This window comes from Kitasatospora sp. NPDC057904 (assembly GCF_042887925.1).
In the GTDB taxonomy this organism is placed as follows: Bacteria; Actinomycetota; Actinomycetes; order Streptomycetales; family Streptomycetaceae; genus Kitasatospora.
Window position 1 is genome coordinate 94245 of record NZ_JBHVOL010000004.1, and the last position, 25781, is coordinate 120025.

At 73.9% G+C, this 25781-nt stretch carries 29 protein-coding genes; 6 read left to right on the forward strand and 23 right to left on the reverse strand.

Annotation, left to right across the window (positions count from 1 at the left end; genetic code table 11):
- Both leuA and ACFVSN_RS12135 read right to left on the reverse strand, forming a co-directional pair.
- Positions 1–1740, reverse strand: a complete 1740-nt coding sequence (gene leuA / locus ACFVSN_RS12130; protein ID WP_387598813.1) for a 2-isopropylmalate synthase — start codon at positions 1738–1740, stop codon at positions 1–3.
- Between the two features lie 4 nt (positions 1741–1744).
- On the reverse strand, positions 1745–2212 hold the full coding sequence (locus ACFVSN_RS12135) for an anthrone oxygenase family protein (RefSeq protein WP_387598816.1): 468 nt from the start codon (positions 2210–2212) through the stop codon (positions 1745–1747).
- 175 nt (positions 2213–2387) lie between these two features.
- On the opposite strand from ACFVSN_RS12135, the gene ACFVSN_RS12140 reads away from it, so the two are divergent.
- The 3 genes from ACFVSN_RS12140 to ACFVSN_RS12150 are packed head-to-tail and all read left to right on the forward strand — an operon-like array spanning position 2388 to position 5617.
- A complete protein-coding gene (locus tag ACFVSN_RS12140) occupies positions 2388–3389 on the forward strand; it encodes a beta-ketoacyl-ACP synthase 3 (protein WP_380445934.1) in 1002 nt (333 codons plus the stop codon).
- The gene (locus ACFVSN_RS12145) at positions 3386–5134 is read left to right on the forward strand and encodes a methylmalonyl-CoA mutase family protein (RefSeq protein ID WP_387954785.1); all 1749 of its coding nucleotides are present in this window, start codon (positions 3386–3388) and stop codon (positions 5132–5134) included. Before ACFVSN_RS12140 ends, ACFVSN_RS12145 begins: the two co-directional genes overlap by 4 nt.
- 36 nt (positions 5135–5170) lie before the next feature.
- A complete protein-coding gene (locus ACFVSN_RS12150; protein WP_387598820.1) occupies positions 5171–5617 on the forward strand; it encodes a cobalamin B12-binding domain-containing protein in 447 nt (148 codons plus the stop codon).
- A gap of 109 nt (positions 5618–5726) precedes the next feature.
- On the opposite strand, the gene ACFVSN_RS12155 is transcribed toward ACFVSN_RS12150, so the two are convergent.
- The 9 genes from ACFVSN_RS12155 to ACFVSN_RS12195 form a co-directional block, all read right to left on the reverse strand.
- Positions 5727–6512 (reverse strand): BTAD domain-containing putative transcriptional regulator, encoded by a 786-nt coding sequence (locus ACFVSN_RS12155; protein ID WP_380445937.1) that lies wholly within the window; start codon positions 6510–6512, stop codon positions 5727–5729.
- An 87-nt stretch (positions 6513–6599) separates the two neighbouring features.
- Positions 6600–7922, reverse strand: a complete 1323-nt coding sequence (locus ACFVSN_RS12160) for an acyltransferase domain-containing protein (RefSeq protein ID WP_387954787.1) — start codon at positions 7920–7922, stop codon at positions 6600–6602.
- A gap of 191 nt (positions 7923–8113) precedes the next feature.
- Positions 8114–8338 (reverse strand): hypothetical protein, encoded by a 225-nt coding sequence (locus tag ACFVSN_RS12165; RefSeq protein ID WP_387954789.1) that lies wholly within the window; start codon positions 8336–8338, stop codon positions 8114–8116.
- A gap of 192 nt (positions 8339–8530) precedes the next feature.
- Positions 8531–8821 (reverse strand): antibiotic biosynthesis monooxygenase family protein, encoded by a 291-nt coding sequence (locus ACFVSN_RS12170; RefSeq protein ID WP_380500974.1) that lies wholly within the window; start codon positions 8819–8821, stop codon positions 8531–8533.
- Between the two features lie 38 nt (positions 8822–8859).
- The gene (locus ACFVSN_RS12175) at positions 8860–9177 is read right to left on the reverse strand and encodes an antibiotic biosynthesis monooxygenase family protein (RefSeq protein WP_380445941.1); all 318 of its coding nucleotides are present in this window, start codon (positions 9175–9177) and stop codon (positions 8860–8862) included.
- A gap of 3 nt (positions 9178–9180) precedes the next feature.
- The gene (locus ACFVSN_RS12180; protein WP_380445942.1) at positions 9181–9930 is read right to left on the reverse strand and encodes an SDR family NAD(P)-dependent oxidoreductase; all 750 of its coding nucleotides are present in this window, start codon (positions 9928–9930) and stop codon (positions 9181–9183) included.
- Positions 9931–9992: 62 nt separating this feature from the next.
- Entirely contained in the window at positions 9993–11189 is a 1197-nt protein-coding gene (locus ACFVSN_RS12185; protein ID WP_387954792.1) for a methyltransferase, read from the reverse strand.
- Positions 11190–11216: 27 nt separating this feature from the next.
- Complete coding sequence (locus ACFVSN_RS12190; protein WP_380497050.1) at positions 11217–11693, reverse strand: anthrone oxygenase family protein; 477 nt, start codon at positions 11691–11693, stop codon at positions 11217–11219.
- Between the two features lies 1 nt (position 11694).
- On the reverse strand, positions 11695–12024 hold the full coding sequence (locus ACFVSN_RS12195) for a TcmI family type II polyketide cyclase (RefSeq protein WP_387954794.1): 330 nt from the start codon (positions 12022–12024) through the stop codon (positions 11695–11697).
- 230 nt (positions 12025–12254) lie between these two features.
- Between ACFVSN_RS12195 and ACFVSN_RS12200 the strand changes: the two genes are divergently transcribed.
- Complete coding sequence (locus ACFVSN_RS12200; protein WP_387954796.1) at positions 12255–12983, forward strand: SchA/CurD-like domain-containing protein; 729 nt, start codon at positions 12255–12257, stop codon at positions 12981–12983.
- Positions 12984–13120: 137 nt separating this feature from the next.
- Here ACFVSN_RS12200 and ACFVSN_RS12205 read toward each other — a convergent pair whose 3' ends face one another.
- From ACFVSN_RS12205 to ACFVSN_RS12220, 4 genes are all read right to left on the reverse strand, one after another.
- Positions 13121–13243 carry a hypothetical protein gene (locus tag ACFVSN_RS12205; RefSeq protein WP_387954798.1) on the reverse strand — a complete coding sequence of 41 codons (123 nt, stop codon included), beginning with the start codon at positions 13241–13243 and terminating at the stop codon, positions 13121–13123.
- The gene (locus ACFVSN_RS12210; protein ID WP_387954799.1) at positions 13240–13740 is read right to left on the reverse strand and encodes a DUF1707 domain-containing protein; all 501 of its coding nucleotides are present in this window, start codon (positions 13738–13740) and stop codon (positions 13240–13242) included. The genes ACFVSN_RS12205 and ACFVSN_RS12210 overlap by 4 nt, the downstream gene beginning before the upstream one ends.
- Positions 13741–13834: 94 nt before the next feature.
- Entirely contained in the window at positions 13835–16009 is a 2175-nt protein-coding gene (locus ACFVSN_RS12215; RefSeq protein ID WP_387954801.1) for an MMPL family transporter, read from the reverse strand.
- Between the two features lie 11 nt (positions 16010–16020).
- The gene (locus ACFVSN_RS12220) at positions 16021–17622 is read right to left on the reverse strand and encodes an MDR family MFS transporter (protein WP_387954803.1); all 1602 of its coding nucleotides are present in this window, start codon (positions 17620–17622) and stop codon (positions 16021–16023) included.
- 114 nt (positions 17623–17736) lie between these two features.
- Here ACFVSN_RS12220 and ACFVSN_RS12225 point away from each other — a divergent pair, with 114 nt between their 5' ends.
- Positions 17737–18246 (forward strand): MarR family winged helix-turn-helix transcriptional regulator, encoded by a 510-nt coding sequence (locus ACFVSN_RS12225; protein ID WP_380497045.1) that lies wholly within the window; start codon positions 17737–17739, stop codon positions 18244–18246.
- 84 nt (positions 18247–18330) lie between these two features.
- Here the strand turns inward: ACFVSN_RS12225 and ACFVSN_RS12230 are convergent, their stop codons facing one another.
- From ACFVSN_RS12230 to ACFVSN_RS12250, 5 genes are read right to left on the reverse strand one after another with little or no spacing between them, the layout of a single operon-like run.
- A complete protein-coding gene (locus tag ACFVSN_RS12230; RefSeq protein ID WP_387954805.1) occupies positions 18331–18708 on the reverse strand; it encodes a hypothetical protein in 378 nt (125 codons plus the stop codon).
- On the reverse strand, positions 18705–20084 hold the full coding sequence (locus ACFVSN_RS12235) for an FAD-binding oxidoreductase (RefSeq protein ID WP_380448981.1): 1380 nt from the start codon (positions 20082–20084) through the stop codon (positions 18705–18707). The genes ACFVSN_RS12230 and ACFVSN_RS12235 overlap by 4 nt, the downstream gene beginning before the upstream one ends.
- On the reverse strand, positions 20081–21151 hold the full coding sequence (locus ACFVSN_RS12240; protein WP_387598043.1) for an NAD(P)/FAD-dependent oxidoreductase: 1071 nt from the start codon (positions 21149–21151) through the stop codon (positions 20081–20083). Before ACFVSN_RS12240 ends, ACFVSN_RS12235 begins: the two co-directional genes overlap by 4 nt.
- A gap of 6 nt (positions 21152–21157) precedes the next feature.
- Entirely contained in the window at positions 21158–22513 is a 1356-nt protein-coding gene (locus tag ACFVSN_RS12245; protein ID WP_380448985.1) for a class I tRNA ligase family protein, read from the reverse strand.
- Positions 22510–22866 carry a cupin domain-containing protein gene (locus ACFVSN_RS12250; RefSeq protein ID WP_380448987.1) on the reverse strand — a complete coding sequence of 119 codons (357 nt, stop codon included), beginning with the start codon at positions 22864–22866 and terminating at the stop codon, positions 22510–22512. The genes ACFVSN_RS12245 and ACFVSN_RS12250 overlap by 4 nt, the downstream gene beginning before the upstream one ends.
- Before the next feature lie 154 nt (positions 22867–23020).
- On the opposite strand from ACFVSN_RS12250, the gene ACFVSN_RS12255 reads away from it, so the two are divergent.
- Positions 23021–23488: a hypothetical protein gene (locus ACFVSN_RS12255; protein WP_380500994.1), complete on the forward strand. Its 468-nt coding sequence runs from the start codon at positions 23021–23023 to the stop codon at positions 23486–23488.
- Positions 23489–23617: 129 nt separating this feature from the next.
- Here ACFVSN_RS12255 and ACFVSN_RS12260 read toward each other — a convergent pair whose 3' ends face one another.
- The 3 genes from ACFVSN_RS12260 to ACFVSN_RS12270 are packed head-to-tail and all read right to left on the reverse strand — an operon-like array spanning position 23618 to position 25768.
- The gene (locus tag ACFVSN_RS12260) at positions 23618–24601 is read right to left on the reverse strand and encodes an LLM class F420-dependent oxidoreductase (protein ID WP_387954807.1); all 984 of its coding nucleotides are present in this window, start codon (positions 24599–24601) and stop codon (positions 23618–23620) included.
- Positions 24602–24617: 16 nt separating this feature from the next.
- Positions 24618–25316, reverse strand: coding sequence for a TenA family protein (locus tag ACFVSN_RS12265; RefSeq protein WP_387954809.1), 699 nt, complete (start codon positions 25314–25316; stop codon positions 24618–24620).
- 29 nt (positions 25317–25345) lie between these two features.
- Positions 25346–25768 carry an SCP2 sterol-binding domain-containing protein gene (locus ACFVSN_RS12270; RefSeq protein ID WP_387954811.1) on the reverse strand — a complete coding sequence of 141 codons (423 nt, stop codon included), beginning with the start codon at positions 25766–25768 and terminating at the stop codon, positions 25346–25348.
- Between the last annotated feature and the right edge of the window lie 13 nt (positions 25769–25781).

Sequence of the window (25781 nt, forward strand, 5' to 3'; positions counted from 1 at the left end):
TCAGGCCTCCTGGCCGGGGGTGGTGGCGGCGGGGGTGGCGGCGCCGGCGCGGTTGACGGCGCTGACGGCGGCGGCGAGCGAGGCGCGGACGATCCCGGTGGCGATGCCCACGCCCCACACCGTCCGGCCGTGCAGGGCGCACTCCACGTACGCGACGGCGCGGGCGTTGCTGCCGGCGGCGAGCGCGTGTTCGCGGAAGTCGAGCACGTGGAGGTCCACGCCGATCCCGGCGAGCGCGTCGGCGAAGGCGTCGATCGGCCCGTTGCCGGTGCCGTGCAGCCGGTGGATCGCGCCGTCGAGGCGGACGGCCGCGGTGAGCGTGTCGCGGCCGTCGTCGCCGGTGGCGGTGTCGTGGCTGAGCAGGGCCAGCGGTGCGCGCTCGGTGAGGTACTCGGCGCGGAAGAGCCGCCAGATCTCCTCGGGCGCGACCTCGCCGCCGAGGTCGTCGGTGCGGGCCTGGACGGCCTTGGCGAACTCGATCTGCAGGCGGCGCGGCAGGTCGAGCCCGTGCCCGGTCCGCAGCACGTAGGCGACCCCGCCCTTGCCGGACTGGGAGTTGACGCGGATCACGGCGTCGTAGCCGCGCCCGACGTCCCGGGGGTCGACGGGCAGGTAGGGCACGGCCCACGGGACCTCGTCCACCGGCCGGCCGAGCGCCTCGGCCTCGGCGGCCATCGCCTCGAAACCCTTCTTGATGGCGTCCTGGTGGGAGCCGGAGAAGGAGGTGTAGACGAGGTCGCCGGCGTACGGGTGGCGCGGGTGCACCTCCAGCCGGGTGCAGTGCTCGGCGGTGCGGCGGACCGCGTCGATGTCGGAGAGGTCGACGCCGGGGTCGACGCCCTGGGTGTAGAGGTTCATGGCCAGGGTGACGAGGTCGACGTTGCCGGTGCGCTCGCCCTGGCCGAACAGGCAGCCCTCGACGCGGTCGGCGCCGGCCATGACGGCGAGCTCGGCGGCGGCGACGGCGGTGCCGCGGTCGTTGTGCGGGTGGACGGACAGGCAGATGTGCTGACGCCTCGTCAGGTTCCGGGACATCCACTCGATCCGGTCGGCGTAGTCGTTGGGCGTCGAACGCTCCACCGTCGCCGGGAGGTTGAGGATCAGCTCGCGGCCCTCGTCGGGCTGCCAGACGTCCGCCACCGCCTCGCAGACCTCCAGTGCGAACTCCGGCTCGGTGTCGGTGAAGATCTCCGGGCTGTACTCGTAGCCGAGTTCGGTCGCGTCGCCGAGCAGCTTTCCGGCGTGGTCGAGGACCAGACGGGTGCCCTGCTCGGCGATCGCCCGGCACTGGTCGCGGTCGACGCCGAAGACCACCCGGCGGAAGAGCGGCGCGGTCGCGTTGTAGAGGTGCACGGTCGCGCGCCGGGCGCCGGCCAGCGACTCGACGGTCCGCCCGATGAGGTCGTCCCGCGCCTGGGTGAGCACCGAGACGGTCACGTGGTCGGGGATGGCGTCCTGCTCGATGATCGAGCGGACGAAGTCGAAGTCGGCCTGCCCGGAGGCCGGGAAGCCGACCTCGATCTCCCGGTAGCCCAGCGCGACCAGCAGGTCGAACATCCGGCGCTTGCGGGCCGGTGACATCGGGTCGATCAGCGCCTGGTTGCCGTCGCGCAGATCGGTGGAGAGCCAGCGCGGCGCCCGGGTGATCCGGCGCGAGGGCCAGGTGCGGTCGGGCAGGTCCAGCGGGACGGCGGGCCGGTAGCGGCCGAGCGCGAGGGAGCGGCGGTAGCGGGATTCCATCGGTTCAGGCCCCCCAGGTGACCGCGACCGCGTTGCCCACGAAGGCGACCATGGCCAGCGCCGTCCGCAGGTGGTGCCAGTCCCGCCACAGCGGCCGCGGATCTCGCCAGCCCTCCGGCACGGCACCCGACTCGACCAGCTTGACCTGGCGGTTGATCGGCACGTTGCAGGCCCGGGAGACCACCGCCACGCCGGCCAGCGCGACGCCGGCGAGCACGGTGAGCACCCGGATCCAGGCCCGGTCGGCCGTGCCGCCGAGCGCGAAGTCGGCCAGCCCCGCGGAGATCACGATGATCGGCATGGTGGGGTCGTAGTGGCGCCCCAGCAGCTTGTGGATCTCCACGTACCGGTCGACGGAGAGCGCCATGGCCGTGGGGATGACACTGATGGCCACGGCGAAGAAGACCCCGGAGACGATGCCGCTGCCCAGCAGGGCCACCAGCCCCAGACCGTGGTTGACCAGGTCGTTCACGTTCGTGCCTCCTCGCGGCTCGCGGGCTCTTGCCGCTCACCTTGGCAAGGTGCGCTCGGACCGTCCTAGAAGGACCCTGAACGGCCCCGGCCGCTTCAGACGTGCTCGATGCACCGTGGAGGGCCACCGGCGACGATCCCTCCACGGATGGCTGTGCCGAGAGGAGCTGAGTGGTGTGTTGAGGGCGGGAGGCCGGGCCGGGCCGAGGTACGGCCGGATCATCGGGGTCGGCGACTACCGGCCGCGCCGGGTGGTGGACAACCGGGAGGTGTGCGAGGCGATCGACTCGACCGAGGAGTGGATCGAGTCGCGCTCCGGCATCCGGCTGCGCCGCTTCGCCGAACCGGAGGAGACGCTCGCGGTGATGGGCGCGGCGGCGGCCGCGAAGGCGATCGCCGCGGCCGGCGTGGACCCGCGCGACATCGGCCTGGTCATCGCGGCGAGCACCACCAACCTGGTCTCGCTGCCGCCGCTCGCGGTGGACGTCGCGACCCGGGCCGGCGCGGTCGGCGCGGCCGCCTTCGACCTCAACGCGGCCTGCGCCGGCTTCTGCTACGCGATCGAGACCGCCGCGGCGATGATCAGGACCGGCACCGCCGACCACGCCCTGGTGGTCGGCGTGGAGCGGCTGACCGACCTGGTCGACCCGGCGGACCGGCAGATCGCCTTCCTGCTGGCCGACGGGGCCGGCGCGGTCGTGCTCGGCCCGTCCGCCGAACCGGGCGTCGGCCCGGTGGTCTGGGGCGCCGACGGGCGGCAGCTGGACGCCGTCGTGATGAGCGGCTCCTGGGGCGACCGCCTGCGCGACCCGGCCGCGCCGGTGCCGGTCATGCGGATGGACGGCCGCCGGGTCTTCCGCTGGGTGGTGGACGAGATGGTGGCCGTCGCCCGCAGGGCGGTGGCCGAGGCCGGGATCACCTTCGCGGACCTGGCCGCCTTCGTCCCGCACCAGGCGAACATGCGGATCACCGACGTGCTGGTCGGCGAACTCGGGCTGCCCGGCCACGTGGTGGTGGCCGACGACATCGAGACGGCCGGCAACACCAGCTCGGCCTCCATCCCGCTGGCGATCGAGCGGCTGCTCACCACCGGCCGGGTCGAGTCCGGCTCGCTCGCGCTGCTGATCGGCTTCGGGGCCGGACTCACCTTCGCCGCGCAGGTGGTGAGACTGCCGTGACGGAGCCCGCTTCCACCGAGCCCGCTTCCACCGGACCCGCGTCCACCGGACCTGCGTCCACCGGACCTGCGTCCACCGGACCTGCGTCCACCGGACCTGCGTCCACCGGACCTGCGTCCACCGGACCTGCGTCCACCGGACCCGCTTCCACCGGACCCGACGTCGCCGAACCGGTCTTCACCGAGTCCGGGCTGCCGGTCAAGCCCTGCTACGGCCCCGGGGACCTGCCCGGCGAGCGCGCCGCCGAGCTGCCGGGCCGGGCTCCGTTCACCCGTGGCACCCGGGCCGGGATGTACCGTGAACGACCATGGGCAGTACGCCAGTTGGCCGGGTACAGCACCGCGGACCACACCAACCGGCGGCTGCGCATGCTGCTGGACTCCGGGGCCACCGCGGTCAACACCGTCTTCGACTTCCCGACCAACCGCGGCTACGACAGCGACGAGCCGATCGCCCGCGCGGACGCCGGCCAGGGTGGGGTCGCGATCGACGGCGTCGAGGACATGCTCGCCCTGTACGACGGGATCCCGCTCGACCGGGTGAGCGTCTCGCTGGTGCTCTCCCACCCGGTCGCGGCCGGGGCGGTGCTCGCCTTCTACCTGGCCGCCGCCGAGCGGCGCGGGTACGCCTTCGCCGACCTGCGCGGCACGCTGCAGAACGACTTCATGATGGAGACGGTGGTGCTCACCGCGCCGAGCGTGCTCGAGCCCGCGTTCTCCTTCCGACTGTCGACGGACGTCGTGGAGTTCTGCCTCCAGCAGGTGCCGCGCTGGAACGCGATCAGCTACACCGGCTACAACTACCGCGAGGCGGGCGCCGACGCGGTGCACGAGGTCGCGCTGGTCGTGGCCCACGCCGTCGCGACGGCCGAGGAGATGGTCCGCCGGGGCCACCCCGTGGACTCCTTCGCCGGCCGGCTCACCGCCTTCTTCAGCGCGGACAGCGACTTCTTCGAGGAGGTCGCCAAGTACCGTGCCGCCCGCCGGGTCTACGCCCGGGTCTTCGAGGAGCGGCTGAAGGCGGCGGACCCCCGCAGCCTGATGCTCCGCTACCACGTCCAGACCGCCGGCTCCGCACTGACGGCGCGTCAGCCGCTCAACAACATCACCCGGGCCGCGTACCAGGCCCTCGCGGCGGTGCTGGGCGGCGCGCAGTCGCTGCACGTCAGCGCCTACGACGAGGCGCTGTCCATCCCCTCGGAACAAGCGGCGCTCACCGCGCTGCACACGCAGCTGATCCTGCGCCACGAGACGGGCGTCGACCGGACCGCCGATCCACTGGCGGGCAGCTACTACGTCGAGCACCTGACCGACGAGATCGAGCGCCGGGTCGGCGTCCTCCTGGACCGGATCGACGCGATGGGCGGCCTGGTCGCGGCCGTCGACCAGGGCTGGGTGCACAAGCAGCTGACCGGCCGCGCGTACGACCGGCAGCTGGAGCTCGACGACGGCAGCCGGACCGTCGTCGGCGTCAACCGCTTCCGGGACGAGGACGAGCCGCTGCGGATCGAACCGTTCCGGGTGCCGGCCACCATCGAGGCGCAGCGCCGCCGCCTGGCCCGCGTGCGGGCGGCCCGGGACGCCGGGCGGGTGCGCACGGCGCTGGAGCGGGTGCGCGCGGCGGCCGTCGCGGGCCGCAACACCATGCCGGGACTGCTCGACGCGGCACGGGCCGGGGCGACGCTCGGCGAGTGCTGCGACGTCTTCCGCAGCCTGCACGGCGGCTGGCACCAGCCGCTCATCTGACCGGACGTCGGCTCGACCCAAGAGGAGGAAGCACGGATGGAGCGCATCCGCGTGGTGATGGCCAAACCCGGCCTCGACTCGCACTACCGCGGCGTCATGGTGGTCAGCCGCCACCTGGTGCAGCACGGGATGGAAGTGGTGTACCTCGGCAACCAGCTGCCGGAGCAGATCGTGCAGGCCGTGCTGGCCGAGGACGCCGACGTGCTCGGGCTGTCCAGCCTCTCCGGGAACCACCTCGCGCTGGTGCCACCGGTGCTGGAGGGGCTGTCCGCGCTGGGCCTGGAGGACGTGCTGGTGCTCCTGGGCGGGATCGTCCCGGCCGAGGACGCCGACGAGCTGCGGGCCCAGGGGGTGGGCGATGTGTTCGGGCCCGGCACCGACCTGGCCTCGATCGTGCGGGTGATCCGCGAGCACGTCGCGGGCCGTGACGCTGCCTCCGTCGCGGGCCGTGACGCTGCGCTCGCCGTGGGGCGGAGGCCGTAGCGGCCCGGACCGACCCGTGGACGGGAACCGGCCGGCCGGGGCTCCGGCGGAGTGCCCTGGCCGGTCGCCGACCGCCGTCGGCCGATCAGCGCATCGGAATGACGTTACGTCAGAAGGTCGGCTGCAAAGTGCTGTTGAGAATGTCCTGCTGGGCGCGCTGCATCGCCAGGCCGGGTTCGAGGCCCAGCTCGTCGCGCAGCCGCCGGCGGTAGGACTGGTACACGTCGAGCGCCTCGCCCTGCCGGGACGAGGAGTGGAGCGCCATCATGAGGCGGCTGTGGAACCACTCGTGCAGCGGGTGGGCCACCACGAGCGTCTTGAGCTCGGAGACCAGCTCGCGGTGCAGGCCGAGCCGCAGGTCCGCGTCTATCCGCATCTCCAGGGCGTTCATCCGTTCCTCCTCCAGGAAGGTCGCGTGGCACTGCAGGACCGGCCCGCACACGACGCCGCCGAAGACCGGCCCCTGCCACAGGTCGAGCGCCTGGTGGAGCACCTCGGACGCCCGCTCCGGCCGGTTCGTCTCCAGCGCGTGCCGGCCCTCGCGCACCAGGGCCTGGAAGCGCACCAGGTCGAGGTGGTCGGGATCGGCGGACAGGACGTAGCCGGAGGGCTCGGTCCGCGTCCGGATGATGCTCTCGCGGTCGCGGCCGTCGCTCCCGAACGACTTGCGGAGCTGGTAGATGTAGGTCTGCAGGGTGGCGGTCGCACTGGTCGGCGGATTGTCCTGCCAGAGTTCCTCGGCCAGCGTTTCGGCCAGCACCAGCTTGTTGGCTCTCAGCAGCAGGGTGGCCAACACCCTTCGGAGTTTCGGGGCACTGGGCGTCCGGTCGATTTCACCGTCCCGGGCGGCGAGGGTCCCGAGTACCGAATAATCCATTGCTCCCCCTGTTTTCATGTGGTGAGGGTTTTGGTTTTCCCGGGAAATCCGGGGACTCCGGGGGAATTCGGGGGAATCCCCTCGGAGCCGGGACCAGGACGCGTTTCAGTTCAGCGCGGTCCGGTCCAGCTGGTGGCCTTCCACCCAGATCCGGGCCGCGGCCCGGAGGGCGGCCTCGCGGTCGGCCCGCCCGTTCCCGGAGCCGTCGCCGCCGGGGCGGGCGGGAAGCAGGCCGACGGCCGCGCTGCGGCCGGCGGTCACGGCGGGGTGGCGCAGCGCGAGGGCGGTCAGGGCCTGGCCGGGGCCGGCCTCGACCAGCAGCAGGCGGTGGTCGGCGAGCAGGCGGTCCAGGGCCGGGCCGAAGAGCACCGGATCCGACATCTGCCGGGCCCAGAAGCGCGGACGGAGCGCCTCGTGGGGGCGGACCGGGGCGGCGGTCGCGGAGGAGTACACCGGCAGCTCGGGCGGCCGCAGGGCGACCGCGGCGAAGGCCGGTTCGAACAGCTCGGCGGCGGGCACGGCGTGCGGGGTGTGGAAGGGCTGGCGGATCCTCGTCCGGCGGGCCACGAAGCCGGCCAGCCGCAGGTCGTGCTCCAGTGCCGCCAGTGCCGCCGCCGGGGCGCCGAGGGCGGTCTGGCGGGGGCCGTTGACGACCGCGACGCTCACGTCGCCCACGGCGAACGGGGCGAGCTCGCGCGCCGAGGCGGCGACCGTGACCAGCCCGCCGGGGACCACCGGCGCGTACGTGTGGGAGCGGGCGGCCATCAGCCGGGCGCCGTCGCGCGGCCGGAGCACCCCGGCGACGGTCGCGGCCACCAGCTCGCCCACGCTGTGGCCGAGCACGGCCGCGGGCCGCAGGCCCCAGCCGGCCAGCATCCGGGCGAGCGCGTGCCCCACCGCGTACAGCAGCGGCTGGCCGAGCTCCCCCTCGTCGATCCGGCGTTCGGGGTCCTCGGCCAGCCAGGCCTCGCGCAGCATCGGGCCGGTGGGGCCGACGGCGGCGAAGAAGTCGTCCATCGCGGCGCTGAACGCGGCGTCGTGGCCGTAGAGCCCGGCACCCATCCGGGGGTGCTGCGAGCCGTGGCCGGGGAAGAGCAGGCCGACCGGCCGGGGCGGCTGCCGGCGGGTGTCCCGGCGCAGCGCGCGGTCCGTCCGCAGGAGCTCGGCGGCCTCCCGGACGGAGGAGGCCACGAGTGCTCCGCGCACCGCTCGGTGGGCGGGCGGGATGTCGGCGAGGCGCCGGGCCGCTTCGTCGGCGATCCCGTCGATCCTGCCCGGGCCGTCGGGGCCGTCGGGGCCGTCGGGGGCGTCCGGGCGGTCCGGGGCGGCGGCTGCCAGCCGGTCGGCGAGTTCGGTCCGCGCCGTTTCCTCCGCCCGTTCGTCGGCTCCGGCCCAGGCGATGATTCGAGGCTCTGCGAGGTCGGACATCGGTGCTCCTTCGGCGGCCGCTGGGCTCGGCAGCAGACAATTCCACCGCCTGCTCGTGCATGTCCAGTGCTGTGCTGGCCGAATCCAAATGTTCGGCGGATTTTTCCGGATTCGTTTTCCACGGCCGCGGGCCGCCGGAATTCCTACTCGCGGGTTCGCCCGCGGTTTTGCCCGCGGGTGTCCGTGCGCGGTCAGCGGAGCCGTTCCACGAGCTCTTCCCACAACCGTTTTTCGGCCCGGCTGAGCCGGCCGTTGTCCGGCGGCCGCCGCGCGCTGCCGTCCGGCGGCGGGGAGAGGTGCCCGCCCGGGTCGAACGGGCCGTAGAGGCCGCCCGTGATGCGCAGGGCCAGGGCGAGCGTGCGGACCGCCGCCGAGGCGAGGCGCCGGGCCCGGCACCCGTCGGCCGGTGGAGACATGGCACTTCCCTTCGACGGCGGCGCGGTGGAGGGGAACGGGTGTCCAGGCGGCCGGCGTGCAACAGTGTCCGGCGCGCAACGGTGTCCGGCGCGCAACGGTGTCCGGCGCGCAGCGGTGTCCGACGCGCAACGGCGTACGGCACCGCGGACGGGGAGGGTCCGCGGTGCCGGTGGGCGCCCGGTGACGGGCCCTCAGTAGGCGGCCCGGACGGTGTACATCTCCCAGGGGCGGGAGCGGGCGGCGTCCTGGTACGGGCGCAGCGGCGAGGTCTGGCCCTTGTGGTCGGGCCCCTCGTCCCAGCGCTTGAAGGCCTCGGCGCTCTCCCACTCGCTCATCACGGCGAACGCGCCGTCGTCGATCAGCGAGCGGAGGAGCTCGTTGCCGAGCAGGCCGGGGGTGCCGGCCAGGTCGCCGCTGATCCGGTGGTAGGCCTCCTCGATCGCCGACTCCTGCTCACCGGAGGGGACTTGGCAGAAGAGCATGATCCTCACCCGTCCCGTGGTCGGTGTCCGGCCGGTGGTCACCGCTTCTCCAGGGCGTGCAGGACCGTGGTGGTCCACATGGCGCCGCCGGACCGGAACGGGTGCAGCCGCTTGCGGTGGTCCAGGTGCTGGTCGCTCGACTCGAACTCCCGGAACCTCGGCTCGTCCACCCAGTCGCTGACGATGAAGTAGAGGCCGTCCTCCTCCTCGCTGCGCATCAGCCACTGGCCGAGGTTGGCGGGGTGGTCGGTCACGGTGGACCCGATCTCCAGCCAGGTGCGCTCGAAGTCCTGCTCCAGCTCGGGCTTGATCTCGGCGCGCAGCAGCACCCGGAAGACCTTGGATCGCTCGGCCACGGCTCAGATCCCCCCGTCCACGTGGATGGTCTCGCCGGTCACGTACGCGGAGAGGTCACTGGACAGGAAGAGCACCGCGCCGGCGATCTCGTCCGGGGTGCCGAGCCGGCCGAGGCCGGTCAGGCCCTGGTAGCGGGACTTGACCCGGGCCACCTCCTCCGGCGGCGCGGTCTCGAACTCCTCGGTCTCGATGACGCCCGGGGCGACCAGGTTGACCCGGATGCCCTTCGGGCCGAGCTCCTTCATCAGCGAGCGGGTCAGGCCGATGAGGCCGGCCTTGGACGCGGTGTAGTGGGCGCGCAGCGGGATGCCGATCACCGCGGCCCGCGAGCCCACGGTGATCACCGAGGAGCCGGCCGACAGCAGCGGCAGCGACTTCTGGATCACCAGGAACGGGGCGGTGAGGTTGGTGTCCAGCACCCGCCGCCACTCCTCCAGCGGCAGCTCGGGGAAGGGGACGTGGCTGATCACGCCGGCGTTGTTGACCACGACGTCCAGTGCGCCGAAGCGCTCCTTCGCGGCGGAGACCAGCCGCTCGACGTCTTCCGGCACACTCACGTCGGCCTGGACGAGGTGGTGCTCGCCGCCGGTGGCGGCCAGCTCCCCGCGCAGGCTCTCCACGGCCGGGCTCTCGGTGCGGTAGCAGGCGACGGTCCGGGCGCCGGCCCGGGCCAGCGCGAGGACGATGCCGCGGCCGATGCCGCGGCTGCCGCCGGTGACCAGGATCCGCTTGCCGGTCAGATCGATGCTCATGACGCTCGGGTGCCTCATCTCTTGGTGTCGGGTGTGTCGTCGGTACGGGGTGCCGGGGCCGCTCAGGCCGCCCGGCCGGACCGGGCCCGGGGGAGGGGCCGGGCTTCGAGGACCGCCCAGCGGCCGGTGGCGGGACGGTTGGCGAGGGCGAAGTCCGCGGCGGTCAGCAGGTCCTGCCACTCGCGGAGGGTGCGCTCGCGGCCGCCGAAGCGGAGCATCATGTCGACGTCCAGGAACTTGCCCTGGTCCCACTCGTTGGGACCGGCCACCACGTGGTCGAGGACCAGCAGCCGGCCCTCGGCGCGGTCGCCGAGCGCGTCGCGGACGCCCCGCAGGATGCGCACGGCGTGCTCGTCGTCCCAGTCGTGCAGCACCTGCTTGAGGAGGTAGGCGTCGCAGTCGGCGGGCAGCGGGTGGAAGAAGCTGCCGGGGACGATCGAGACGCGCTCCGCGACCCCCGCCTCGGCCAGGTGGTGTGCGGCGTCCTTGACGACGTGCGGCCGGTCCAGGAGGACCCCGGTGGCGCCGGGCGCGGCGTTCAGGACGGCGCTCAGGAAGAAGCCCTGGCCGCCGCCGATGTCGGCGATCCGCGAGAAGCGGGTGAAGTCGTACTGGGAGGTGAACAGGTGCGTGGTGGACCGGCTCATCTGCGTCATCGCACGGTCGAACAGGGCGCCGGTGCCGACGGGTTCGGTGTCTTCCCCGGCGGCAACGTCGTCCTGGGAGGCAACGTCGTCCTGGGAGGCAACGTCGTCCTGGGCGGCGCCGGTGTCCTGGGTAGCGCCGGTGTCCGTGGTGCCGGTGTCCGCGGCGCCGTCCCCGGCGAAGAACGGGCGCCCGAAGACGTGCTCGAACGCCGGGCGGCCCGTGCGCACGGTGTGCAGGATCTCGCCGTACGGGCGGCGCACCGACTCGGAGCCGTTGTAGAGCACCAGGTCGCGCACCCCGAACGGGATGTCGCTGCGCAGGCCGACGGTGAGCTCGTTCTCCGCGAAGCGGCGGTCCTCCTCCTCCGTCACCAGCCCGAAGGCGGCGGCGCAGCGCAGTACGCGGTAGAGCGACTCCTCGTGGCTGTCGGTGAGCCCGGCCAGCTCGGCCACCGTCCGCGGGTGGTCGGCCAGCAGGTCGGCGATCCGCAACTCGGCGACCACGTGCAGGACTTCGCTGATCCGCCGGCCGTTGGTGAGCAGGATCAGCCGGACCGGGGCGGGCAGCGACCGCGCGTCGGGCGGGCCGCCGGTCACCGTGTCAACGCTCATGGGGATCCTCTTCGAATCGATCATGCGTCAGTTGGCGTGCAGGAGCAGGCCGGTGTTCAGGACGAGCACCGCGAGCGCGGCCAGGACCAGCGCGGTACGGACCCGGTTCCAGTTGCTCCACCGGACCCTCGGGTCGATCTCCGTCCAGTTGTCCGGCAGCGCCTGCGGGTCCACGGTGGCGATCCACCGGTTGATCGGGACGTTCTTGGCGAGCGAGACCACCATGGCGCCCACCAGCAGCAGCGCGCAGAGCCCGAAGAGCGCCGCGGTCAGGGCGGTGCCGGTCACGAGGGCGAGTCCGACGTCGCAGATCAGCGCGGCCACCATGCAGGCCGGCATGAACGGATCGAACCGGGTGACCATGAACTGGTGGGTGACGACGTACCGCTCGGTCGGGAGCGACAGCAGCAGCGGGGCGCCGCCCAGCACGGCGATCATCAGCCCGCCCGCGGCGAGCCCGTTGCCCAGCAGGGCGACCGGCAGCAGGATGCGCAGGGCCTCCATCTCAGCCGCGCTGCCAGGTGTAGAACGGCTGGGCCATCGCGTCCTTGGGCTCGGCCCACGCCGGGTCGTACGGCCGCATGTACTCCGCCAGCCGGTCGTGGATCTCCTGGTACAGCGGGTGGCTGCGGGCCTTGTAGAGGTCGGGGGTGATGTCCGCCTGCGACTCGACGAGGTGGAAGTACAGGTCGTGGAAGCGGAACAGGGTGCGCCGGGTGGCGCCGATCAGGTGCGGCAGCTCGGTGGCGTCCGACTCGGCGAAGATCCGGGCGACCTCCGGCGCGTCGGCGGGGTCCATCCGCGCGACGATCAGCGTGCGGTCCGGGTTGGGCATGCCTTCTCCATCCGTGGGCCTTCGAGGTGGATCGACGCCCCATCGTGGCGATCGGACCTCCGGGACAACTGGAGGATCACTGAAGATTCTTGACGGTAAGTCAGCTCGGCGGAGTTCGTGACCGGCCGATGCGTGCCGCCGCCGGGCCCTCCCAGCGGTCCTCGATCCGGCGTGGACCGCGCGCGGGCATCATGCGGCCCGGACCATCCCAGCAACCCGGAGGCGCGGCCATGGCATTCATCGCGATCGGTTACAAGGTTCGGCTCGGACACGAGGAGGAGATCGCGGAGATCTTCGCCGAGGGGAGCTTCCGCCGGGCCGACTCGGCGGAGTACCGGGACGAGGAGGGGCGGTCGGCCGGTCGCAACGTCTCGACCGGGCTCTTCATCGAGGGCGAACTCATGACCCGCGTGGTCCAGTTCGAGGGGGACCTGCGGCAGATCGGCCGGCACATGGGCGGCCAGCAGGGGGTCAAGGAGGCGGAGCGCAAGCTCGGCCCGTACCTCCAGGTGCCGCGCGACACCGAGACCGTGGAGGGCTTCCAGCAGTACTTCCAGAACGCGCTGATGACCTGCGTGTTCCAGGAGTTCCGCGAGGAGCGCTCGGCGCAGCTGGCGGCGTGGACCCAGCGGATCGCGCCGGGCGCCGACGAGGACGAGATCGGCGCCGTCTTCGAGCGGGTGCAGGGCGAGGTGCTGCGCAAGCCGGCCGAGGACGGGGATCCCTTGATCGCCTCGGCGGCCTTCGTCAAGGACGAGCACCTCGTGTGGGCGGTGCAGTACGACGGGGAGTTCGACGCCGTGGTCCGTCGGCTGCACGCGGACGGGCTCGCCCCGCGGACGGAGGGCGCGCTGCGCCCGTTCCTGGCGGGTGCGCGGGACGCGGGTCAGGGGCTCTTCGGCGCCGCAACCATGCGGCGACTGCAGATGCTCTCGGCGGACGTGCCACCCGCGGGCTGAGCCGCCGCGGGAGGCCTTGGGGCCAGGACGCCCTGGGCCCGGGACACCTGGGGCCCGTGGCGCCCGTGGCCCCGGAACGACGGTGGTGGTGGACCGGCCGGCTCGGCCCGTCCACCACCACTCCGCTCATCGCCCGGTCACGCCGCAGCCACCACCGTGGTCACCAGCGCGGCCACGACCGTGGTCGCCATCGCGGTCACCAGCGCGGTCACCAGCGCGGCCACGACCGTGGTCGCCATCGCGGTCACCAGCGCGGTCACCAGCGCGTGCGCCACTCCCTCGGGCCGAACGCCCCGAGGCGTCGCCCGGGATCGTCGGCCAGCCGCCACCGGCGTGACCTGCGCGGCCGGCCGCCGACCAGGATCGCCGCCAGCCCCAGCAGGATCAGCAGCCGCGCCGGCCCGGAGCCCAGCCAGCCGGCGCCGAACAGGAGTCCGCCGGCGGCCCAGAGGCCGATCGAGTACACCAGCGCCCGCGTGCCGTGGCGCTCGCGGAGCCGCAGCGGGCGCCGGGTGCCCCGGGCCGCCCGCATCCGGGCCGGTGGGGCGGCCCCGGCCGGCGCGGAGCGCCGCACCGCCGGGAGGTCGGCCGTGACGTGGCGCAGCGCCTCGTGGGTCTCGGCCGCGAAGGTGTCGTCCAGGCGCGTCTCCAACTCGGCCTTGGTCAGCAGGCTCCGGCTGAACTGCTCGCACAACTGGGCTGCCACCGCCTCGCGTTCGGCCTCGGAGATCCAGTCGCGGCGGGATCCGGTCGTCATGTTCCCTCGCTCTCCGCTCGTTCAGTGGACGGGTTCTGCGTGGGCGGGTGTTGCGTGGACGTGCTGTCGGCGCCGTTCCGTCGGGTCCGTGTCGTCAGCGGACGCCGTCGGGCTCGGGTGTGCTCGCCGCGGCGGTGTTGCGGGGGCCGGGGATCCGGGCCGGGCCCGGGCGGCCCGGCCACCACAGCCGCGGGCCGATGTCCAGCGCGAGGGCCGGCACCAGGAGGGTGCGCACCACGAGGGTGTCCAGCAGCACGCCCACCGCGACCAGGACGCCCAGTTGCAGCATGCCGACCGACGGAAGGACCCCGAGTGCCGCGAACGTCGCGGCCAGGACGAGGCCGGCGCTGGTGATGACCCCGCCCGTCACGGCGAGCGCGCGCACCACGCCGCGGGAGTGGCCGATCCGGGCGGTCTCCTCGCGGGCCCTGGTCATCATGAAGATCGTGTAGTCGACCCCCAGCGCGACGAGGAAGAGGAAGCCCATCAGCGGCAGCGACTCGTCCGAGTGCGGGTGCCCGAGGGCGCGGAAGAGCAGGACGGAGGCGCCGAGCGCCGCGCCGAAGGACAGCACCACGCTCGCCAGGAGCAGCACCGGCGCCACCAGGGAGCGCAGGAGCACCATCAGGACGAGCAGGACGACGGCGAGCACCAGCGGCATCACCAGCCGCTCGTCGTGCGTGGTGGTGTCGGCGACGTCCAGGCTCTGGGCCGTGCTGCCGCCGATCAGCGCCCCGGGGTCCGCCGTGTCGTGCACGGCGGTGCGGATGTGCCCGACGGTGGCCTCGGCGGCCTTGCTGCCGGGCGGATCGCTGAGCAGGGCCTGGATGCGCAGCCGGTCGCCGGAGGTCTGGGCGGGCGAGACCGCGGCCACCCCGGGCAGGCCGTGGACGGCGGCCGTCACCTGCTCGGCCCTGGCCGCGTCGGCGTAGATGTCCAGCGGCGCGGAGGAGCCGGCCGGGTAGTGCGCGGCGAGGACGGTCTGGCCGGTCACCGACTCGGGCTTGCCGGTGAAGGCCTCGCTCGGGGAGAGCCCGGAGTGCAGGCCGAGCGCACCGATCGCGCACGCGGCGAGGGCCACCGCGCTGGCCAGCCAGACCGGGCGGGGCCGGCGGGCGACGGCGGCGCCGACCCGGCCCCACGGGCCGGACTCCGGCTCGCCCGGGCCCGTCCACACCCGGCGCGGGACGAATGGCCAGAAGAGCCCGCGGCCGAGGATCACCAGCAGCGCGGGCAGCAGCACGGTGATCGACACGAGGGCCACCACGATGCCGATCGCCGCCACCGGGCCGAGCCCGCGGGTCGAGTTCATCCGCGCGGCCAGTAGGCAGAGCAGACCCAGTGTCACGGTGGTCGCGGAGGCGACGACGGCCGGGAGCGTCCGCCGCAGCGCGCTGCGCATGGCCTCGTGCCGGTCCTCGTGGCGGCGCAGCTCCTCGCGGTAGCGGGCGATCAGCAGCAGGGCGTAGTCGGTGCCCGCGCCGAAGACCAGGACGGTCAGGACGCTGGTGCTCTGCCCGGTGACCACCAGGCCGGCGTGCTTGACCAGCAGGTACACCACGGCGTTGGCCAGCGACGAGCTGATGCCCACGGTCAGCAGCGGCACCAGCCAGAGCACCGGGCTGCGGTAGGTGACGATCAGCAGGATCGCCACCACCGCGACCGTGGTGAGCAGCAGCGGGCCGTCGACGCCGCCGAACACGGCGGACTGGTCGGCGGCGGCGCCGGCCGGGCCGGTCACCTGGACGTCGAGCCCGGCCGGGGCATCGGCGTGGGCGTCGTGCCGGATGGCCTTGACGTCGTCGACGAGCCGGGTGAACCCGTCCGCGCCCTGCATGGTGAGCGGGACGGTGAGCAGCAGGGCCCGGCCGTCCCCGGACGGGGAGAGCGGGGGCGGCGTGCCGCCGTAGCGGGCGAAGGCGGCGCGGTCGCGTTCGGCCTTGCCGGTGTCGTCGGCGGTGATGCCGCCGGGGCGGGAGTAGACGATGCTGGCCGGCAGCACGTCGCCGATGCCGAAGTGGTCCCGCCCCGTCTCCAGGGCCTTGGTCGACTCCGCGCCCCTGGGGAGCCACTGGGTGATGTCGTTGCTCTGGGCGCCGATCAGCTGGGCGCCGAGGGGTGCGGCCACGCCGGCGAGCAGCAGCCACAGGACCAGGACCAGCCACTTGGAGCGGGCGCCGGCCGGCAGGAGGGCGAGCTTCTTGAGCGGGGCTGAGCTCTTGAGCAGGGCTGAGCCTTTGACCGGGGCTGAGCTTTTGAGCAGGGGCATGGCGGGGCTCCTCAGCTGCTCTGCGGGGCGGCGTGGGCGGGGGCGCTGGGGGCCTCGGGCGGCTCCTCGACGCCCCAGCCGCGCTGTTCGAGCGTGATGTCCTTGAGGAAGACCGCCGCGGCGAGCCCGGCGAGGAGGATGAACCCGGCGATCAGGAAGACCGGGCTGAGCGCGTGGGCGTAGGCCTGCGCCAGGCCGTGCCGGACGGTGTCGGGCAGCCGGCGCAGCGCCTCGGGCGAGATGCCGCCGTTGGCGGCGATGCCGTTCGCGGCGCCGTCCGGGACGTACGTCGGGATCTCGTGGGTGAGGCGGCTCGTGAGGACGGTCGCGAAGATCGAGACGCCGAAGGAGGTGCCGAGCATCCGGCTGAAGGTGACGGTGGAGGTGGCGGCGCCCAGGTCCGCGCGGGGCGCGGCGTTCTGCACCGCGACCACGACGACCTGCTGGGACAGGCCCGCCCCGACGCCGAGCAGGAACATGTAGAGCCCGGACAGGAAGCGGCTGGTGTCGGCCGTCATGGTGGACATCAGGAAGGCCGCGACGGCGGAGACCAGCATGCTGGCGGCCGGGTACCACTTGTAGCGGCCGGACTTGGCGACCGCGCCGCCGACGCCGAAGGACGCGAGCATCAGCCCGAACATCATCGGGAGCAGCAGGAGGCCGGAGTTGGTGGCGCCGGCGCCCGCGGAGATCTGCAGGTAGAGCGGGAGGAAGAAGACCAGGCCGAAGCCGGTCAGCCCGCCGACGAAGGCCACGGCGTTGCAGATGTCGAAGGTGGAGTCGCGGAACAGGCCGAGCGGGATGACCGGTTCGGCGGCCGAGCGCTCCACGACGACCCAGCCGACCAGCAGCGCCACGCCGCCCACCGCGAGGCCGACGGTGGTGGGGGAGCCCCAGGCGTAGGTGCTGCCGGCCCAGTTGGTGAGCAGGACGAGGCACACCAGCGCGCCGGAGAGCAGCAGCATCCCGAGGTAGTCGATCCGCGGCCGCTCTTGGCGGCGGGCGCCGCGCAGGTAGAGGGCGACCAGGACGAGGGCGGCCGCGCCGATCGGCAGGTTGACGTAGAACACCCAGCGCCAGGTGACGTGTTCGGCGAAGAAGCCGCCGGCGATCGGCCCGCCGACCGCGGACAGCGCGAAGACGCCGGCCGAGTACCCCTGGTACTTCGCCCGCTCGCGCGGGCCGAAGAGGTCCCCGGTGAGGGCGAACATGGCGGCCATCACGCCGCCCGCGCCGATGCCCTGCAGGACGCGGAAGGCGATCAGCTGGCCCATCGTCTGGGCGGCCCCGCAGGCGGCGGAGCCGGCGAGGAAGACGACGGTGGAGACGACGAAGACCTGCTTGCGGCCCAGCAGGTCGCCGAGCTTGCCGGCCAGCGGCATCACGGCGCTGGAGGCCAGGATGTAGGCCGCGCCGACCCAGGCGATGGAGCTCAGGCCGCCGAGGTCGCCGACGATCGTGGGCAGCGCGGTGGCCACGATCGAGGAGTCCAGGGTGGCCATCAGCATCGCGAGGAGCAGGCCGAAGTAGACGATCATCACGTGCCGGTGGGGCATGGCGCCCTCGCCGGGCGCGGGGGAGGAGGTGCTGGTGGTGTCGGGCTCGGTTGACATGGCAACCCCTATGCTTTTAGCAACTATGTGACTCATGAACATAGATGCCAGAAGAAAGTATGTGCGTTGAGCATAGATCTGCCTTCTGCACGTGTCAACGCGTATATTTGTGCCATGACCAGAGCCGCCGAGACCCCCGCCAGCACCCGTCGCCCGGACACCGCCGCGCCGGACCCGGCCCTGACCGCCATCGAGCGGGCCATGGTCCGGATCCGCCGCAACCAGACCAGGCGGTCCCTGGGCAAGCTGGTGACCGCGCAGCTGGGCCGGGACGTCGACCTGTCGCACAGCGTCGTGGTGGACGCGGTCGAGGAGGAGCCCGACCACCCCGGCCAGGAGGTCACGGTCGGCCTCGTCGCCGAGCGCCTGGCCGTCGACCCCTCGCGGGCGAGCCGCCTGGTGGCGGCGAGCGTGGAGGCCGGCTACGTCCGCCGGGTCGCCTCCCAGGCCGACAGCCGGCGCATCTGCCTGGAGCTGACGGAGGAGGGCCGGGAGCTGGCCGCCCTCTCGCACCGGGTGCGCCAGGAGTACTTCGGCACCATCACGGACGGTTGGACGGTGCAGGAACGTTCCGACTTCGCCCGGCTGCTGACCAAGTTCGCGGGCCTGCCCGAGGCGGAGTGAGCGCGAGGCCGTCGGAGGGGTGACGCGGACGGGCCCGGACGCGGCAGGGGAGCGCGTCCGGGCCCGAGTCCGAGTCGGACGGGGTCAGCCCCCCGTCCGGCCGCGGACCTCCTCGATGTGGGAGACCCCGCTGCTGCCGTCGGACCGCCGCCACTCCTCGCGGAGGCGCAGCCGCCCGTCCGGCAGCCGTTCCGGCTTGCTCGTGCACTCCCCGGCGACCACGCCGCCGTCCGCGAGCACCTGGCAGTAGGCGAGCCGCAGCGCGCCGTCGGGGCCGCAGGTGCCGACGAGGCGGCCGGTGAGCACCTTCCCGCCGCGGAACTCGGCCCAGACGAGGTCGCCGAGCTGGTGGTAGTGGCCGACGGGGGACTCCCCGGCGGCCGCGGTCTCCGGCGAGCCGCCCGGGTCCGCCGAGAAGAAGCGGTTGTTGTAGTCGATCCGCGCCCCGGTCACGGCCCTCACGCCCCCGTCGCCGGGGCGATGGCGAACGCCGGGCGGAAGACGTTGTCCGGGTCCAGCCGCCGCTTGAGCGCCGCGAGCCGCTGGTGCCCCCGCTCCCCGTACGTCCGGACGGCCCGCGCGGTGTCCGAACCCTCCGGGTCCGACAGGTAGTTGACGTAGCCGTCGCCGGACGTGCCCCAGGGCTCGGCGGCCCGCGCCACCGACCTGGCCCACGCGATCCGCTCGGGGTCGGCGTCGGCCGCCTCCCAGATGGCCATGCCCGTGACGTTGAACCGCGCGGTGCGCCAGCCTACCGCGGACGGCCGCTCGGGCTCCCGCCGCACCGCCCCGCCGAACGCCTCCAGGTAGACGGTGTCGTTGAACTCCCCGCGCCAGCGCCCGGCGTGGAACCGCTCGACCAGCGCGGCGATCAGCTCGTCCGGCAGCCCGTCGGTGCAGCGCGCGCTCCAGTAGTGGCGCAGCCCGTACGGCAGGCGGCCGAGGAACTGCTGCATCGACAGGTACGGGCGCCGCTCGACCTGCCAGTCCAGCACCTCCGGTTCGCGCAACTGCTTGTCGAGCAGCGCGGGGTAGCCGGGGTCGGTGCCGCTGTAGCAGACGCTCAGGACGGCGGCGGGCTCCTGCGCGGGCCCGAACCGCTCCAGCAGCAGGATGCAGACCAGTCCGTCGGGGCCTTCGGTGCCGAGCCGCCGGAACAGCTCGACCGCCCGGGTCATCTCGTGCGCCGGGTAGGCGACCGTGCCGCCGTGGACGGTGGTGACCGGGTGCAGCCGGAACACGAACTCGTCGACGACGCCGAAGTTGTGCCCGGCACCGCGCAGCGCCCAGTCCAGCTCGGGGTCGGTGTCGGCGTCGACGGCCAGGCGGTCGCCGTCGGCCGTGACCAGCGAGTACTCCAGGACGTTGTCGCAGGAGAGCCCGTAGCGGCCCATCAGGTGCCCGATCCCGCCGCCGAGGGTCAGCCCGCCGACGCCGGTGGTGTCGAACGTGCCGCCGGTGACGGCCAGTCCGTGCCGGGAGGCGGCCGCGTCGAACTGGGCCCAGGTCGCGCCGCCCTGCACCCGGGCGGTGCGGCGGTGCGGGTCGATCCGGACCCGGTCCAGCAGCCGCAGGTCGATCACCACGCCGTCGTCCACGCCGGCCGTCCCGGCGATGTTGTGCCCGGCGCCGCGCACCGCGAGCGGCAGGCCGGCCTCGCGGGCGAGCTGCACGACCCGGCGCAGCTCCTCGCGGTCGCAGGGCAGCACGATCAGCCGCGGGCGGCGGTCGTGCATGCCGTTGAAGAGCTGCCGGGTGGCGTCGTAGCGGGGGTGGCGCGGGTCGATCACGCGCTCGGGGCACACGGTTTCGAGGGCCCGCCGCAGCGTGCTGGTCATGACAGCTCCAGGAGGTCGTCGAGGTCGTCGCGGTAGCCCGGCACCCGCAGGTCGCGGGCGGCCCGGCGGCTGGCCGCCAGGGCGCACTTGGCGGCGCCGCCGCTGCCGCCGGTGAAGGTGTGGACGGCCGGGTCGGTGGTGGCGCGCAGCTCCAGCAGGCCCGACGGGCTGTAGCAGTCGGCGGCCACCACGGTGCGCCGCACCCGGCCCAGCCGCAGGCCGGGCAGCCGCAGGAGGGCGAGCAGTTCGGTCTCCCGGCGCAGGTCGGGGAGGGGGCGCAGTGGTTCGGCGTGCTCGTCCCAGCAGTCGGTGGGCACGCCGAGCAGCACGTCGCCGCGGCCGTGCGGGCGCCCGTACAGCCCGGTGGTCCCGTCGACGAAGCACGGCGGGCGGCGGCCGCCGGCCCGGTGGACGGTGTACTGGACGAGCTTGCCGCGCAGCCGGGTGGGCTCGCGGTGGTCCAGGCCGCTCTGGCGCAGCAGCGGCCCGGTCCGCCGTCCGGCGGCCAGGACGGTGAGGTCGCAGGAGAGCGTGCCGCCGGGCAGCCGTACCGAACCGGGGCCGACGGCCAGGGCCGGGCCGGCGACGGTGCGCCCGCCGTGGTCGAGGAGGTCGCGGAGCAGGCCGTGGCGCAGCGCGTCCGGGCTGAGGTAGCCGGCGTGCCGTTCGGCGAGGTAGTGGGCGTCCGGGGGGCCGGTGATCCCGTACCGTTCGGCGGCGCCGGCCGCGGTCAGCTGCTCGGCCGAGCCGGGCAGCCGGTCCTCGACGAGGTCCAGCAGGGCGGTGGGCGGGGGGTCGTCGGTGAGGTACAGCGAGCCGGTCTCGCGGTACTCGGCGAGGGCGGCGAGGGCCGGGTCGGCGCGCAGTTCGGCGAGGCTCTCGGCGGCGAGCCGGCAGGCGGCCGGGTCCGGCTCGAAGCCGCGGACCAGGCCGCCGGAGGCGGCGGTGGCCTCGCCGGGCGGGGTGGCGGCGGTGATCAGGCACACGTCGGTGCCCGGTGCGCCGCGCCGCAGCCGCCAGGCGAGCAGGGTGCCGGCCAGGCCCGCGCCGATGATGCAGATCCGCACGGCCGCCTACCGTTCCGGGGCCGGGCCGCGGCCGGTGAGCGCGTCGAGCAGCCGTCGGGCGCGGGCGTCCAGGGGATGGGTGTCAGGAGCGCCGGCGGCGAGCGGCAGGAGGCAGCGGGCGGCGAGCGCGGGGTCGAACGTCTCGGGGCGCAGGGCCTGTTCGGCCCGGGCGAGGTCGGCGTCGGCGAGGGGCCCGCCGGGGTCGGGGTGCCGGGGCGGGCGGTGCTCGGCGAAGGCCGCGTAGCCGGCCGCGGTGAAGTTGCTCGGGAAGGGGGCGGGGCGGTCCCAGTTGAGGAAGAGCCGGAGGGTCTCCGGGTCCTCGGTGGTGAGCAGCTCGTGGGCCCAGACGGCGTGGTCGCGGCTGGTGGAGAACTTGAGCCCGTCGAGCCGGTAGAACTCGTTGACCACCAGGCCGGACAGGACGGACCGCCAGGGCGCGCCGGCGGCGACGGCCAGGGCGGGGAAGACGGCGGCGTAGTAGAAGGCGTTGTCGATCCCGAGGAACGGCCACAGACCGCCCAGCCCGCCCCAGGCGGCGCCGAGTTCGGTGAGGCGGCGGGCGTCCGGGTCGAGCCGGCGCCCGATCAGGTCGAGGTAGGACAGGCCCATCTCGACCCAGACGTCGAGCCGGTTGCCGCCGACCAGTTCGATCCCCCAGTCGGTGGGGTAGCTCACCGGGACGTCCGGCAGCCCCTCGTCCAGCAGCCGCGTGAGCAGGGCGCGGACCCGGGCGGGGAGCACCGCGGCGGACCAGATCCGGGTCAGCGCCTCCCGGTGGTCCTCCAGGGCGAGGACGGGCCCCCGGTGGCGCACCGTGCGGGGTGCGCCGCCGCACCGGCACCGCGGGTCGCGCAGCTGCGCGGCGGTGGCGAAGCCGCCGCACGCCTCGCAGGTGCCGCCGCCCATCGGCTCGCCGCAGGCCGGGCAGCCGCCGCCGACGTAGCCGTGGTGCAGGGTGCGTCCGCAGTCCTCGCAGAGCAGCATCGGCCACTCGGCCTCGGGCAGCAGCCCGGCGGTGACCATTTCGACGCAGAGCCGGGCCACCCGGGCGCGGTGGTTGCGGTCGGTGCGCGGGGTGGTGAAGACGTCGTGCTCGATCCGGGCGGCGGTGAGCGAGGCGCGGATCAGCGCGCCGAACTCGTCGACGAGCTCGTCGGGTTTGCGGCCGAGCTGCTCGGCCCTGGCGACGACGTAGTTCTGGTGGTCGTCGGTGCCGCAGACGGTCAGCACCCGCTCGCCGCGGGCGCGCGCGGCGCGGGCGGCGACGTCGGCCGCGAGGTAGGGGCCGGAGAGGTGGCCCAGGTGCAGCGGGCCGTTCGGGGTCGGGGGCGGGCTGAGCAGCACCACCGGGCGGGCGGTCACGACCGGTCCCCGTCCGCCGCGCCGGGCAGCCAGTAGATGCTGAGGATGGTCAGCGGGTCCGTCTCGGAGCGGTTGTGGATGACGTGCCGCTCCTCGGGGTCGAGCAGCACGGCGGTGCCGGCCGGGGCCGCCGTGGTGCCGGACCCCTCGACCTCGAACTCGGCCCGGCCGGTGACCACCACCGCCAGTTCCGTCTCCGGGTGGCCGTCCCGCGCGCTCGACGAGCCGGGGCCCACCAGGCACCACATCGCGTCGAACGGCAGCCGCGCCGACTCGGCGTACTGCGTCCAGCGCCCGATCCGTATCCCGTACTCCGCGGAGAGCTCCGCCGAGTCGCAACTGAGCCTGCGCACAGTCGTCAACCCCTCATCGTCGTCCGGTGGTTGTTCGCGTGGTCCAGGGTGGTGGCCGGGCCTCGGAGCGGGCTGGGGGCCGGCTGGTGGCGGGCTGACGGACGTCCAGGCCGGTTCGATCCCGCCTGGAGGGCGCCCGCCTACCGTGGCGGCCATGGATGTCGGAGTCGTGCCGGTGCCCTGGGCACCGCGTCGGATGGTCGCCCTCGCCCCGGACCGGGTGCGGGGCTGGCGGGTCAAGCGGTACGGCATCTCGGCCACCCGGCCGAGGCCCCCCGCCCACGTGATCGAGGCCGCCCGCCGGGCGGTCGAACGCAGCCTGCCGGAGGCGTATCCGGAGGCCTTGAGCTGCGCTTTCAGCGTGCTGCACGAGGACGAGGACGGCTGCTACGTCGTCGTCGCCTGGTGGAGCCCCAACCGGCTGATCCTGCACTCCCGGACGTGGATCTCCGCGTGGGCCGACCCGGCCGACTGGCGACCGGCCCCCGGTGCGGCCACCGCGTGCATCTGGGAGCTGGTGGCGATGGGGGCGGAGCGGGACGCCTGGGTGCGCCACGTGGTGCGCCCGGACGTCCCCGACCTCGACGGCTACCTGGCGGCCACCGTCAGCGGCGAGTTCTGAGGAGGACGGACATGACCCTCGCCGCCCTCCTTGCCCTCGGCGTGCTGCTGCGGAGGCTGCCGGCGGGCCGCCGGGCGATCGACCGCGCACTGGCCGCGATCGCCCGGCGGCCCGGAGCGGGAGCCCGGCTCAGGAGCGCCCGGCCGGAACGATCCTCGCCACCGCCGCAATGACCTCCGCCCACACGTCGAGCGCGCCCTCCCGCCACGGGTCGGGCGGCTCGACGATGGCGTGGTCGACCCCCAGCTCGGCGAGCCGCTCGAAGCGCTCGACCGCGCCGGCCGGGGAGTAGGCCCCGCCCCCGCCGGTCCGGGTGAGCGCGCCCGTGCCGAGCGTGGTCTTCTCGATCTCGCCGTACGGCCGCCCGGCCTCCTCGCAGCGCTGCCGCAGGACGTCGAACTGCTCGCGGATCACCTCGGTCGGCTTGAGGTGGGCGTTGCGCCGCATCGGGTGCTGCGGCGGCAGCGTCGCCAGCTTGTCCTTGATGAGCTCGGGGTCGGGCAGCTCGTAGACGTTGCAGGCGTCCGCGTACCGGGCGACCAGGCCGAAGGTCTTGCGCCGGCCCTGGCCGCCGATCAGCACCGGCGGGTGGGGCCGCTGTGGCGAGTTGGGCTCGTTGCGCGGCTCCTCCAGTCGGTAGTGCCTGCCGAGGAACGGCTCCTCGCTGCCCGCCCACATGTGCTTGGCGAGCCGCACGGTCTCCTCCAGCCGCTCGAACCGCTCGGCCCGCGGGACCACCGGGATGCCCAGGCCGCGCTGCTCCTCCTCGTACCAGGCGGCGCCGACGCCGAAGTACATCCGGCCGCCGGAGAGCGCGTCGAGGGTGCTGACGGTCTTCACCAGGACGCCGGGGTGGCGGTTCACCACGCCCGTGACCAGGGTGCCGAGGCGGATCCGGGAGGTCTGCCCGGCGACGAAGCCCAGGGTGGCGTACGCCTCCGGGCAGGGGCCGGCCGGGCCGCGGTTGAGCGGGGTCTGGAAGAAGTGGTCCATCACCCAGAGGCTGTCGAAGCCGACCTCCTCCGCGGTCCGCGCGATCCGCCCGAGCGTACTGCCGATGTTCTCCGGCGAGCCCGGCCAGCCGAAGTTGGTGATGTTGATGCCGAGGCGCACGCGCCACCTCCTTTGGTCAGGACGTCATGGAAGCGATGGGCCAGTCGAGTTGGCGCAGCGCCGCGTCGACGAAGCTCCACTCGTACCGGGAGGCGATCGCGAAGTTCCGCTCCAGCCCGGCGAGTTCCCGGGCCGAGCAGCTGCGCCCCAGGTCGTCGACGAGGGCCAGGAAGCCGTCCAGGACCTCCCGGTAGTCCTCGCCCGGGTGCAGCGCGGAGACCCAGGAGGCGTAGCGGCCGCCGGGGTCGTGGCGCTCGCGCAGGTCGTCGGCGATGCTCAGGTAGAACCAGGAGCAGGGCAGCAGTGCCCCGACCCCCTCGGCCAGCGAACCGGCGCTCGCTGCGCCGAAGAACGACGTGTACGCGTGGGTGGCCGGATCGGCCGGCCGGGTGCGCCAGGAGTCGTCGCCGTCGGCGGCCAGCTCGCCCGCCATCAGGTCGTACCCGAGGGCCATGGCCTGGCGGGCCTCCAGGGTGCCGACCGCCATCCGGGTCAGCACCAGGGCGTGGTCGTGGTCGTGGGCCAGCGCGGCGCAGCGGGCCAGGGCGCGGCCGTACGCCGGGAGCAGGAAGTCGGCGTCCTGCCGGGCGAAGTGCAGCAGCGCCCCGCCCGGCAGGGAGCCGTCGCGCAGGCCGGCGAAGAACGGGTGCTCCCGGACGGCGTCCAGCAGCGGCGCGCCCGCGGCGCCCAGCCGTTCGTGCAGCTTCCCGGTCATCGGAGTTTCGGACATCGGAGTCTGGGCCATCAGTCGAACCACTCACCCTGCTTCATGCCGAAGAACGCGTTGCCGCGGAGCTTCAGCTTGCCGGTGACGAAGGCCTTCTGGCCGGAGAGCTTGCCGGTGGCCATCAGCAGCATGTCGACGACCTTGACGCCGATGACGACGTCGGCGTCCTCCCGGGTGCCCTTGCCGACGGTGCACGTGCCGTCGGCGACCACCAGGTGGTACTCCTGGACGCCGCCGGCGGTGGCCACCTCGTACTGGAAGATCCCGCTCTCGCCGCCCGCCTTGGCCGGGTTGAACGTCGAGGCCAGCTGCTCGTACACGGTGTCCAGCGCGGCCGGGACACCGCCGGGCAGTCCGGCGAGCCTCCCCTCCACCTGGTCCTTGGGCGTGGCGTCCACCAGCGCGACCAGTTCCTTGAACCGGGTCTCCAGCTCGGACATTGTCGAACTCCTC